The sequence below is a fragment of the Pseudomonas protegens genome, assembly GCF_003732485.1.
GTDB lineage: Bacteria > Pseudomonadota > Gammaproteobacteria > Pseudomonadales > Pseudomonadaceae > Aquipseudomonas > Aquipseudomonas protegens_B.
Genome location: NZ_MOAK01000045.1, coordinates 74,985 through 86,418 on the forward strand (window position 1 = coordinate 74,985; position 11,434 = coordinate 86,418).

General features: G+C 62.8%; 9 protein-coding genes. 2 read left to right on the forward strand and 7 right to left on the reverse strand.

Annotated elements, in window-relative coordinates; genetic code table 11:
- Together ycaC and BLX41_RS11280 are read right to left on the reverse strand one after the other, a co-directional pair.
- Positions 1-610 (reverse strand): isochorismate family cysteine hydrolase YcaC (gene ycaC, locus BLX41_RS11275; protein ID WP_148059715.1); only part of this gene is annotated, 610 nt, incomplete at its 3' end.
- Between the two features lie 145 nt (positions 611-755).
- Positions 756-1,631 carry a pirin family protein gene (locus tag BLX41_RS11280; protein ID WP_123724934.1) on the reverse strand — a complete coding sequence of 292 codons (876 nt, stop codon included), beginning with the start codon at positions 1,629-1,631 and terminating at the stop codon, positions 756-758.
- Positions 1,632-1,728: 97 nt separating this feature from the next.
- On the opposite strand from BLX41_RS11280, the gene BLX41_RS11285 reads away from it, so the two are divergent.
- Positions 1,729-2,637, forward strand: coding sequence for a LysR family transcriptional regulator (locus BLX41_RS11285; protein WP_123724935.1), 909 nt, complete (start codon positions 1,729-1,731; stop codon positions 2,635-2,637).
- A gap of 368 nt (positions 2,638-3,005) precedes the next feature.
- Positions 3,006-3,809, forward strand: coding sequence for a 2,5-didehydrogluconate reductase DkgB (gene dkgB / locus BLX41_RS11295; protein ID WP_123724936.1), 804 nt, complete (start codon positions 3,006-3,008; stop codon positions 3,807-3,809).
- A 75-nt stretch (positions 3,810-3,884) separates the two neighbouring features.
- Here dkgB and BLX41_RS11300 read toward each other — a convergent pair whose 3' ends face one another.
- The 5 genes from BLX41_RS11300 to BLX41_RS11330 form a co-directional block, all read right to left on the reverse strand.
- Complete coding sequence (locus BLX41_RS11300; protein WP_123724937.1) at positions 3,885-4,337, reverse strand: ANTAR domain-containing protein; 453 nt, start codon at positions 4,335-4,337, stop codon at positions 3,885-3,887.
- A gap of 333 nt (positions 4,338-4,670) precedes the next feature.
- A complete protein-coding gene (locus BLX41_RS11305) occupies positions 4,671-5,387 on the reverse strand; it encodes an MgtC/SapB family protein (protein WP_123724938.1) in 717 nt (238 codons plus the stop codon).
- A 241-nt stretch (positions 5,388-5,628) separates the two neighbouring features.
- Positions 5,629-8,394: a magnesium-translocating P-type ATPase gene (mgtA, locus tag BLX41_RS11315; RefSeq protein ID WP_123724940.1), complete on the reverse strand. Its 2,766-nt coding sequence runs from the start codon at positions 8,392-8,394 to the stop codon at positions 5,629-5,631.
- Positions 8,395-9,033: 639 nt separating this feature from the next.
- Positions 9,034-10,371 carry a lysine N(6)-hydroxylase/L-ornithine N(5)-oxygenase family protein gene (locus BLX41_RS11325; protein WP_123724941.1) on the reverse strand — a complete coding sequence of 446 codons (1,338 nt, stop codon included), beginning with the start codon at positions 10,369-10,371 and terminating at the stop codon, positions 9,034-9,036.
- Positions 10,372-10,580: 209 nt separating this feature from the next.
- Positions 10,581-11,063: a sigma-70 family RNA polymerase sigma factor gene (locus BLX41_RS11330; RefSeq protein ID WP_123724942.1), complete on the reverse strand. Its 483-nt coding sequence runs from the start codon at positions 11,061-11,063 to the stop codon at positions 10,581-10,583.
- Positions 11,064-11,434: the final 371 nt, after the last annotated feature.

Here is an 11,434-nt window from a genome sequence, read left to right on the forward strand (position 1 = left end):
GGGTGTTGTAGCTGGTCATCAGGTTGCGGTAGTCGGGGATGTGGTTGGAGAACAGGGTGCCCAGGCCTTCGACGTCGTTGCGCCAGTCGCGGTGCAGCTCGCACGCCAGGCCGAACCAGGTCATCAACTGCGCGCCGGCGTTGGACATGCGGTTCCAGGCCGAGTCCCGGGTCAGCGCGTTGAAGGTGCCGGAGGCATCGGTGACCACGAAGACTTCAAAGCCTTCTTCCAGGGCCGAGAGCGCCGGGAACGCCACGCAGACTTCGGTGACCACACCGGCGATGATCAGTTGCTTCTTGCCGGTGGCCTTGATCGCCTTGACGAAGTCTTCGTTGTCCCAGGCATTGATCTGGCCGGGACGGGCAATGTACGGCGCGTCGGGAAACAGCGCCTTGAGCTCCGGCACCAGCGGGCCGTTGGGACCGGTTTCGAAACTGGTGGTGAGGATGGTCGGCAGCTTGAAGTACTTGGCCAGGTCGGCCAGGGCCAGCACGTTGTTCTTGAAGCGATCGGGCTCGATATCGCGGACCAGCGACAGCAGGCCGGCCTGGTGATCAACCAGTAGAACAGCAGCATTTTCCTTGTCGAGACGTTTGTAGGCGTTAGTCATGGTGAGTCCTCGTTAATGATCGATGCCGGGTAACCCGGCTGGGGTTAAACCCATGGCCGCACCTGCTGCGTGAGGGCGAACATTGGGGGGTAGCTCGCGACTCGCAGAGCCTAGTCGGCCATGCGCGCCGCGCCAGCGCTGCCGGTCAGTGACCGGTGGCGTCCATCTGGCCGAAGCGGCCCGATTGAAAGTCGACGAAGGCCTGATGAATCTCCTCTTCGCTGTTCATCACGAACGGGCCGTGGCCGACGATGGGTTCGTCGATGGGCTCGCCGCTGAGCAACAGCACGATCGCGTCGTTGTCGGCCTGCAGGCTGATCAGGTCGCCCTCGCGCTCCAACAGTGCCAACTGCCCTTGCGCTACCCGCTCCTGGCCATTGACCTGGACCGTGCCACGCAGCACCACCAAGGCGGTATTGCGCCCCGAATGCAGGTCCAGGTCCAGGTGCCTGCCGGCCTGCAGGCGGATGTCCCAGACGTCGATCGGGGTGAAGGTCTGTGCCGGGCCCCGCTGGCCGTCGAACTCACCGGCGATCAGGCGCAGGCTGCCGGCATGGCCGGGCAGCGGGATCTGCGGGATGTCCGCCGCGACGATGGTCTGGTAACCGGGGGCTGCGAGCTTGTCCTTCGCCGGCAGGTTGACCCACAGCTGGACCATTTCCAGATGGCCGCCACGCCGGGCGAAATCGGCGGAATGGAACTCCTCATGGAGAATCCCCGACGCGGCGGTCATCCACTGCACGTCGCCCGGACCGATCTTGCCGCCGCTGCCGGTGGAGTCACGGTGTTCCACTTCGCCGTCGTAGACGATGGTCACCGTCTCGAAGCCGCGATGGGGATGCTGGCCGACGCCACGGCGAGCGCTGGTGGGGCTGAACTGGGCGGGACCGGCGTGATCCAGCAGCAGGAACGGGCTGATGTGCTGGCCCAGGTTGTCGTAGGAAAACAGGGTGCGGACCGGGAAGCCGTCACCGACCCAGTGAGGCCGGGGGCTGGTGTAGATGCCGATGATGTTTTTCATGTCGTCCTCCAGAACTATCTGATGGACACACCTTAAAACTCACACCTTTGCCGCGCTAGACTGCAAAAATCGCCCTTAGCGTTCTATTTGGAGAACGATCTTGGAAGACCTGAACACCCTCTACTACTTCACCCAAGTGGTGGAGCACCGGGGATTCGCCGCCGCCGGGCGAGCCCTGGACATGCCCAAGTCCAAGCTCAGCCGACGGATTGCCCAGCTGGAGGAGCGCCTCGGCGTGCGCCTGATCCAGCGCACCAGCCGCCACTGTTCGCTGACCGAGATCGGCCAGGAGTATTACCAGCGCTGCCTGGCCATGCGGGTGGAGGCCGAGGGTGCGGCGGAAGTCATCGAGCGCAATCGCTCCGAACCTCAAGGCCTGGTGCGCGTGGCCTGCCCCACTGCCCTGCTCAACTCCTGGGTCGGGCCGATGCTCACCCGCTTCATGCTCAAGTACCCCCTGGTGGAGCTGTTCATCGAAAGCACCAACCGCCGGGTCGATCTGATCCACGAGGGCTTCGACATTGCCCTGCGGGTGCGTTTCCCGCCCCTGGACAACACCGATCTGGTGATGAAGGTGCTGGGCAACAGCACCCAGAGCCTGGTGGGCCATCCGGACTTTCTCCAGCGCCTGTCGAACCCGGCCGCACCGGCCGATCTCAGTGGCCTGCCGAGCCTGCACTGGGGCGCGGCGCAGCGCGATTATCAATGGCAACTGCTGGGCCCCGACGGCGCCGAAGCCTTGATCCGCCATCGGCCGCGAATGGTCACCGATGACTTGCTGGCCCTGCGCCATGCAGTGCTGGCGGGCGTCGGCATCGCCCATTTGCCCAAGGTGGTGGTCCGCGAGGACCTGGACGCCGGGCGTCTGCTGGAGCTGGTGCCCGGCTGGGCGCCGCGCTGCGGGATCGTCCACGCCATCTTCCCGTCGCGCCGCGGCCTGCTGCCTTCGGTACGCAGCCTGATCGACTTTCTCGGTGAGGAATTCAGCCAGAGCGACATGGCCTGAGGCCCAGAAGCAAGCGCCTGAAACGACCAAACTGTGGCGGTTGTGCAGCCTCCCTGGTGGATTCGTGCCTGGGTTGCGCGGTTCACACCGGGCTGCAGAGGGGCCAGGGCCAGTTGCTGGGTCTGCCCATCTGCCCATCTGCCCATCTGCCCGACGGCAAGATCGGCTAACCGGGGCCTGGCGCAAGGCCGCATTGGGGTTGGGGGTTGGGGGTTGGGCGCTGCGCGGTTCGCCGGCAAGCCGGCTCCTACAGGGGCAGGTGGATTCGTGAGCAGCGGGCAATATTCCTTTGTACCGACAGCGGTTTTTCTCAATGGCGCGGATGCGGATACTCCCGGCCATTCCCACTGCAATGTCTGGAGTCATCCATGTCTGTACCCGCCTTTGGTCTTGGCACTTTTCGTCTGCAGGGCCAGGTGCTCGTCGATTCACTGAGTACCGCCCTGGCGTTGGGCTATCGCGCCATCGACACCGCGCAGATCTACGACAACGAAGCCGACGTCGGCCAGGCCATCGCTGCCAGCAACGTCCCTCGCCAGGAGCTGTTCATCACCAGCAAGATCTGGGTCGCCAACTTTGCTCGGGACCTGTTGATCCCCAGTCTCAAGGACAGCTTGCGCAAGTTGCGCACCGACTACCTGGACCTGACCCTGATCCACTGGCCATCACCGGACAATCAGGTGCCGGTGGCAGAATTCATGGGGGCGTTGCTGGAGGCCAAGGAGCTGGGGTTGACGCGACAGATCGGGGTCTCCAACTTCACCAACGGGCTGTTGCAGGAGGCCGTGGATACCGTCGGCGCCGGGCAGATAGCCACCCATCAGGTAGAGCTGCATCCCTATCTGCAAAACCGCAAGGTGGTGGAGTTCGCCCATAGCCTGGGCATTCACGTCACCTCCTACATGACCCTGGCCTATGGCGAGGTTCTCAAGGACCCGCTGATCGAACAGATCGCCCTGGCCCATCAGGCCACTCCGGCCCAAGTGGTACTGGCCTGGGCCATGCAATCGGGTTACGCGGTGATTCCCTCCTCGACCCGCCGCCCCCATCTGCAAAGCAATCTGCTGGCCTGCAACCTGACCCTGAGTGACGCCGACCTGAGGAGCATCGCCAGCCTGGAACGGGGTCAGCGCCTGACCAGCCCGGCAGGCCTTGCCCCCCAATGGGACTGACTGCCGATTGTCTGTAACGCAACGCAAAACGGCATCCCCTCCGGGGGCTGCCGTTTTGCACAGAGCGCGGTTGCATCAACGGGCGCCGGCCCCCCAGCTGCCGTGCTGCGGCCCCGGCAGCCATTGGATACCCGGCCTGGAGGCCTTGAGCCGCGGCGGATCGATGTGCAGCATCAGGCGCTTGATTGCCTCGCTGTCCGGCAGCTCGGCGCGGCTGGCCTGAATCCTGTGCCGCAGGCTGCTGGGAATCGGCGGGAAACGCTGACTGTCGTAAATCAGCGCATGATCGACCTGAGGGTTGTCCAGGCAGAAATCCAGCAGATCGAAACCACTGTGAGTGGCCAGGCTGCCGTTGATGATCAGCAGATCGAACGGATCGCAGGCGTACTCCACCAGTGTCAGGAGTTCTTCAAGCCTGTGAACCGGAGCCACTCGGTAGTAATTAAGTTGGTTAAGTGTTCGCTCGATCTGCATTCGATGAAAATGCTGATCATCGGCAATCAATATACGCAGCGCTCTATTGGACATTTTTGTGATCCTGCTGATGAGACTACGACCGACGATTGCCGGCCTTTCCTCCTAGATCGGTAGAAGGCTAGGGAAGTGCCCATGGGTTTTCTTTAGGATTACTCTGAAAACCATCCCCTGCTTGCTCTCGCCGTTGGCTTTTCGGAAAAGTCCTCTATTACACCGGCTCCCCCCACCCTTGTGCAGGCTGCGCACTGCCTCACTCGCCGCTCATCTTTTGGCCGAGGAGTTCTACGGATGAACAAACCACTGTTTTGCAAGGCCTCTCCCAAACTGAACAGCACATCCCTGAGGGAGCGCAACGGGCCGGCACGGCCAGCAGCCAGGCCCCGTTCACTCGGTGGTACTCGGGCTCCAGAAAGCCTGATGCACCAGGGACGAGGTAGACAGTCGAGCCACCAGCGCATCCAGTTCATCGCCGTCCACCGAGGTGGTGGCCAGGGTCGCCTCGATCTCCACTTCATCGTTGCCAAAAGCATGCACGTCGACATCGCTGGCCGGGTAGTTGCTGCGCGCCAGCTCCGCCTCCAGCAGGGCGAACACCGCCTTCTGCTTCGAACGGTGGGCGATCACGTAGACGATGTTGGTGACCTCGGCGGAAATCACATCCAGGGGCTGGCGATTGATGTTGTTGACGATGGGCCGCAGCAAGGTGTTGGCCGCCAGCACGAACAAGGTTCCCAGCAGGGCTTCGAGGACCAGATCGGCACCGGCACAGGCCCCCACCGCAGCCGAAGCCCAGAGGGTGGCAGCCGTATTCAGGCCACGGACATTGCCCTCCTCGCGCATGATCACCCCGGCACCGAGAAAGCCGATGCCCGAGACCACATAGGCCACCACCCGCACTGCGCCCTCGGCACCGCCCAGGCGGTTGGCCATGTCGACGAAGATCGCCGCCCCCACGGCCACCAGCACGTTGGTGCGCAAACCGGCCGTGCGTTGGCGGTACTGGCGCTCGAAACCGATCAGGCCACCGAGGATAAAGGCGGCGCTGAGGCTGACCAGGGTATCGATCAGCGAGTCCAGGTTGATGTTGTTCAGGGCTTGCATGGCGACGGTCCTTGAGCGAAGGGCATGAATGGCACCAGAGGACTCTAGCAGCGGTCCATGAACGTCTCATGGCCTGCCGCGGACGCACGGGCGACCGTAGGAGCTGGCTTGCCAGCGAAGAGGCCCGTGAGGGCGCCTTCGCCAGCAGGGTAACTCTCGCTGGCAGAGGCGCGTTCGTCTGCGGGGTAACTCTCGCTGGCAAGAAAGCCTTCGCCAGCGAGCTGGCTCCTACAGGGCAGCATTACTGCCAGCCGAAACGGCGGACGTAGTAGCCCTTCACTGCCTGGGTCAGGGCCATGTAGGCCAGCAGGATCAGCGGCAGGAACACGAAGTACAGCGACGGCAGCGCCTGCAGCTTGAAGTAGTGCGCCAGCGGGCCCATCGGCAGGAAGATCCCCACCGCCATGATGATGCCGGTCATCACCAGCAGCGGTGTGGCCGCGCGGCTCTGCAAAAACGGAATCTTCGGCGTGCGGATCATGTGCACGATCAGGGTCTGGGTCAGCAGCCCCACCACGAACCAGCCGGACTGGAACAGGGTCTGGTGATCCGGGGTATTGGCGTCGAACACGTACCACATCAAGGCAAAGGTGCTGATGTCGAAGATCGAGCTGATGGGCCCGAAGAACAGCATGAACCGCCCGACATCCGCCGGCTGCCAGCGCTGGGGTTTCTTCAGCATCTCCTCGTCGACGTTATCGAAGGGAATGGCGATCTGGGAAATGTCGTACAGCAGGTTCTGCACCAGCAGATGCATCGGCAACATCGGCAGGAACGGGATGAAGGCACTGGCCACCAATACCGAGAACACGTTGCCGAAGTTCGAGCTGGCGGTCATCTTGATGTACTTGAGCATGTTGGCGAAGGTCCGGCGCCCTTCCAGCACGCCCTCCTCCAGCACCATCAGGCTCTTTTCCAGGAGGATGATGTCCGCCGCTTCCTTGGCGATGTCCACCGCGCTGTCCACGGAAATGCCGATGTCGGCGGTGCGCAGCGCCGGGGCGTCGTTGATGCCGTCGCCCATGAAGCCCACTACGTGGCCGTTGGCCTTGAGCAGGCGAACGATGCGCTCCTTGTGGGTCGGGGTCAGCTTGGCGAACACGTTGGTGGTTTCCACCGCCTTGGCCAGTTGCTCGTCGCTCATGCGCTCGATGTCGTTGCCCATCAGCAGGCCTTGCTGCTCCAGGCCCACTTCGCGGCAGATCTTCGCCGTCACCAGCTCGTTGTCGCCGGTCAGCACTTTCACTGCCACGCCATGTTCGGCCAGGGCCTTGAGGGCCGGTGCGGTACTTTCCTTGGGCGGATCGAGAAACGCCACGTAGCCGATCAGCGTCAGCTCGCGTTCGTCCGCCAGGCTGTAGGTGTCGCGGCCTTCGATCATTGGCCGTGCGGCCACTGCCACCACCCGCAGTCCCTCTTCGTTGAGGTTGGCAGTGACCTGGCGGATCCGCGCCAGCAGGCTCTCGGTCAGGGCTTCCTCGGCTGCGCCGTGGCGTACGTTGCGGCACACCGCCAGCACTTCTTCCACCGCGCCCTTGCAGATCAGCAGCTGCGGCCGGTCTTGCTCCGCCACCACCACCGACATGCGCCGGCGGGTGAAGTCGAAGGGGATTTCATCGACCTTCTGGAACGCCGTGCCGACCTTGAGCTCACGGTGCACCTCGACGTGCTCCAGCACCGCCACGTCCAGCAGGTTCTTCAATCCAGTCTGGTAGTAGCTGTTGAGGTAGGCCATTTCCAGCACGTCGTCGGAATCCTCGCCCCAGACATCCACGTGCCGCGCCAGGAAGATCTTGTCCTGGGTCAGGGTGCCGGTCTTGTCGGTGCACAGCACGTCCATGGCACCGAAGTTCTGGATCGCGTCCAGGCGCTTGACGATGACCTTCTTGCGCGACAGGAACACCGCGCCCTTGGCCAGGGTCGAGGTGACGATCATCGGCAGCATTTCCGGGGTCAGGCCGACGGCGATCGACAGCGCGAACAGCAGCGCCTCCATCCAGTCGCCCTTGGTGAAACCGTTGATGAACAGCACCAGCGGCGCCATGACGAACATGAAGCGGATCAGCAGCCAACTGACCTTGTTGACCCCGCTCTGGAACGAGGTCGGCGCGCGGTCGGTGGCGCTGACCCGCTGGGCCAGGGCGCCGAAATAGGTGTTGTTGCCGGTGGTCAGGATCACCGCCGTGGCGGAGCCGGAGACCACGTTGGTGCCCATGAACAGGATGTTGTCCAGGTCCAGGGGGTTGCGGGTGTCGGCGTCCTGCTGATGGGGGAACTTCTCCACCGGCATGGATTCGCCGGTCATCGCCGCCTGACTGACGAACAGGTCCTTGGCGCTGAGTACCCGGCAGTCGGCGGGGATCATGTCACCGGCCGACAGCACGATCAGGTCGCCGGGCACCAACTGCTTGATCGGCAGCTCGATGCGCTGGGCGCCCCTGGCCTCGGCGGCAGCCCCCAACAGGCGGCCGAGCATCGGCGCAGCCTGGGGCGCCGACCCTGGGCGCATCACCGTGGCGGTGTTGCTGACCATGGCCTTGAGGGCATCGGCGGCCTTGTTCGACTTGGCCTCCTGCCAGAAACGCAGCAGGGTCGAAAGCACCACCATGGAGAAGATCACCGTGGCCGCCTTCATGTCCTCGGTCAGCCAGGAAATCACCGCCAGCAGGGTCAGCAGCAGGTTGAAGGGGTTCTTGTAGCAGTGCCACAGGTGAATCCACCAAGGCAGCGCCTGCTCGTGCTCGACCTCGTTGAGGCCGTGACGCTCACGCAGGGCATCGGCCTCCTCGGTGCTCAGGCCGTCGGTGTGGCTGCCGAGCCGGTCGAGCAGTTGCGCGGCGTCGCTGTTGGCCGCGGTCACCAGAGTCTGCGCCAGGGTCGGCGGCACGTCGCGGCTGACACTGGCGTCACTGAAACTTTCCAGCAGCGCCAGGCGGCGGAAGTGCCGGGCGAAATGCCGGGTCCGCAGGAAGCCGGCAAAGAACTCTTTCAACAGGGTGAGCTTCATGGTGATGACTCCTGCAGCAACGGCGTAGGGAAACCCGCAGGCAGGTACGACCGGGCGTTGCCGGAGGGTAATCCTCCACGCATGCCTGATCCGCAGGTCCGGGACCTGCGCGTCGGTGCCACCACGACACGGCAGCCGGCCGGGTCGAAGGGGAAAAAAGAAGTCGCCAGGAAGTGACGTCGGGAAGCGAACCGCAGAGGTTCGCGATCGGGATGCCGCATCTCGCTGGACGGCGAGACAACGGCAGGAAAAAGGCTGCGCGCTATCTTGCCGGGACTGCGCCGGTTAATGAAACCGGCCGACTCCTGTCACTCGAACAAGTACCCACACTGGGCCTCCACTGATTGAAAACGCGCGCAGCTTACGCCGCACTATTTGCAGAGTAAACCTGGGAAAAACCCTGGCAGAGGGAATCGAAAAGTTCTTCAGCCAAGGTTCAGGAATGCGTTCGTCGGCAAGCCAGTGCCTACCGCCCCCCACACTGTCGCTGACAACCGTAGGAGCTGGCTTGCCAGCGAAAGGGCCCGATAGAACGCCTTCGCCGGCAAGCCGGCTCCTACAAGAAACACCCGGGATATCCCCGAATGGCAGGAGCCGGCTTGCCGGCGAAGAGGTCCGCAAAAAATGCCTTGCCGCCCGTCAGCTGGCGGTGGCCAGCAGCATGTCACGCACCGAGCGGCTGTGACCGCGGGTCTTGCCATGTTCGTACAGCGAATCGGCAATCTCCTGGGCACGGATCGGCAGCACCGACAACAAGGTGTCGCTCAGGCCATGGCTGGCCTGGCTGAAGCCCTGCATGTAGATACCGGCCTTGCAGCGGTCGTCGGTGATCACGCGGTAGTTGCGGTCCACTTCGAAGTCGCCCAGGTAGGCCTGCAGCGGCGCCAGCAGTTGACGATGCATCTGCCGCTCGTAGCCGGTGGCCAGCACTACCGCGTCGTAGTGCTCAGTGGCGCAGGCTCCGGTGGCATTGTTGCGCAGCACCAACTCGATGCCTTGATCGGTAGCCACGGCTTTTTCCACCAGGGTCAGGGTGCGGAATGCGTGACGGGCGATCCCCGAGACCTTCTGGCGATAGAAGATCCCGTAGATACGCTCGATCAAGTCGATGTCCACCACCGAATAGTTGGTGTTGTGGTACTCGTTGACCAGACGCTCACGTTCGCTGCTGGCTTGCTGGAACACCAGGTCGGTGAACTCGGGAGAGAACACTTCGTTGACAAAGGGGCTGTCGTCGGCCGGTTTGAGTGCCGAGCCACGGATAATCATGTCCACCTGCACCGACGGGAAACTGTCATTGAGGTCAATGAAGGCCTCCGCAGCACTCTGACCGCCACCAATGATGGCGACTTTCATCTTCTTGCCGGCGACACAAGGTTGTTCTGCCATGCGCTCCAGGTACTGAGAATGATGGAAGACCCGAGGGTCGCCCTTGAGCGCCTTGAAGGTCTCAGGAATCCGCGGCGTTCCACCGGCGCTGACCACCACGGAGCGACTGCTGCGGACGAACTCTTCCCCCTGGGCATTGCGCGAGATGACCCGCAGCGCCTCGACGTGCTGGTTGTGCAACAGCGGTTCGATGGCCAGGACCTCTTCGCCATAACGGCTCTGCTCCTTGAATTGAGCGGCTACCCAGCGCAGATAGTCGTTGAACTCCATGCGGCACGGGTAGAAGGTCCCGAGGTTGATGAAGTCGACCAGGCGTCCATGGTGCTTGAGGTAGTTGACGAACGAGTAAGGGCTGGTGGGGTTGCGCAGGGTGACCAGGTCCTTGAGGAAGGAAATCTGCAGTTCACTCTGGGTCACCAGGGTATTGCCATGCCAGCGATAATCGGCCTGTTTGTCGAGAAACAGCACGTCCAGAGGCCCCTGGACCTGGCCGCGCTCCTCCAGCGCAATGGCCAGCGCCAGGTTCGAGGGACCAAAACCGATACCAATCAAATCGTGAACGATGGCCGATGCCATTGCCTGTGTCATGTCCAGTGTCCTCTGGAGAAGCCCCTCAACGCGGGGAATTACGCCGGTGACCTGGCCGGCCCCTGAGGGCCAACAGGTCGTCTGTTGAGTAGGAACGAGGACGATGAAAAAAAATTTAACAGGCTGGCCGTGTTGCCCGGCAGACAAAAGCCGGCCGCTGCAACGCCAGGCTCAGTGCCAGGCTCTGCGCCGCTGACGCGCGCCGCTCGTCACTGAGCTTCCCACTGACGCAGGCGCACCCGGCAATGCTTCATGGCATTGACGATATGTTTTTCCACCAGGCTGCGGGAAATGCCCAGATGCTCGGCAATCTGCATGTGGGACAGACCCTCGAGCTTGCGCAGCAAAAAGCTCTCGCGGCACAACCGGGGCAGCTCCGCCAGGGCCCGCTGGAGCATCTCCAGGCGTTGCCCCTGATCCAGGCTCGTCTGCGGTGACGGGCTGAAACAGTGCTCTTCCTGGTCGAGTGCTTCCAGGGGTTCGGATTGACGCAGCTGGTTACGCCGATGGTCGTCGATCACCAGATTGAGCGCCGTGCGATAAAGGAAGGCCCGCGGCTGCTCGATGGGAGGAGCGCTGGGGCGCTCCAGCACCCGCACAAAGGCGTCATGGGCAACGTCCTCGGCGACCTGGCGGTTGCCAAGCCTGGCGTTGAGGAAGCCCATCAGCTCGCGGTAGTAACTTTCCAACATGACTCCCGACCCAGGTGGGTGATTTCTGTCCTTGAACAAGATCCGTGGCAAGCGGACTGATCTGGTCATTCAATGATGGCAGTTTAGGAACGACGTAATTTATAGTAATTCTCATATAGATTTAAAGTACTGCTGCTGCGATACGCTGATATTTCGTGTTCAAGCAGCTGTAACCCCATGTGTCGGGAGTTAAATTCCCCCACGCGCTTCTCGTTTACCTGACAGCTCCCCGTATCTGCCGCCCCGACGGCAGCGCCCGGCCTTGCCTCATGAAGCAGCAACGGCTGGATGACGGGCCGATATCCCCTGGCCGGAACCCTGCATGAAACGTCCCCGACATACCCGACGCGCCCTGCTTGCCGCACTCTGCT

Bases quoted from the DNA above. Each gene is read 5' to 3' on its own strand.
- BLX41_RS11280 (WP_123724934.1), bottom strand. From the start codon at position 1,631: ATGAAAAACATCATCGGCATCTACACCAGCCCCCGGCCTCACTGGGTC.
- dkgB (WP_123724936.1), top strand. From the start codon at position 3,006: ATGTCTGTACCCGCCTTTGGTCTTGGCACTTTTCGTCTGCAGGGCCAG.
- BLX41_RS11300 (WP_123724937.1), bottom strand. From the start codon at position 4,337: ATGTCCAATAGAGCGCTGCGTATATTGATTGCCGATGATCAGCATTTT.
- BLX41_RS11305 (WP_123724938.1), bottom strand. From the start codon at position 5,387: ATGCAAGCCCTGAACAACATCAACCTGGACTCGCTGATCGATACCCTG.
- mgtA (WP_123724940.1), bottom strand. From the start codon at position 8,394: ATGAAGCTCACCCTGTTGAAAGAGTTCTTTGCCGGCTTCCTGCGGACC.
- BLX41_RS11325 (WP_123724941.1), bottom strand. From the start codon at position 10,371: ATGACACAGGCAATGGCATCGGCCATCGTTCACGATTTGATTGGTATC.
- BLX41_RS11330 (WP_123724942.1), bottom strand. From the start codon at position 11,063: ATGTTGGAAAGTTACTACCGCGAGCTGATGGGCTTCCTCAACGCCAGG.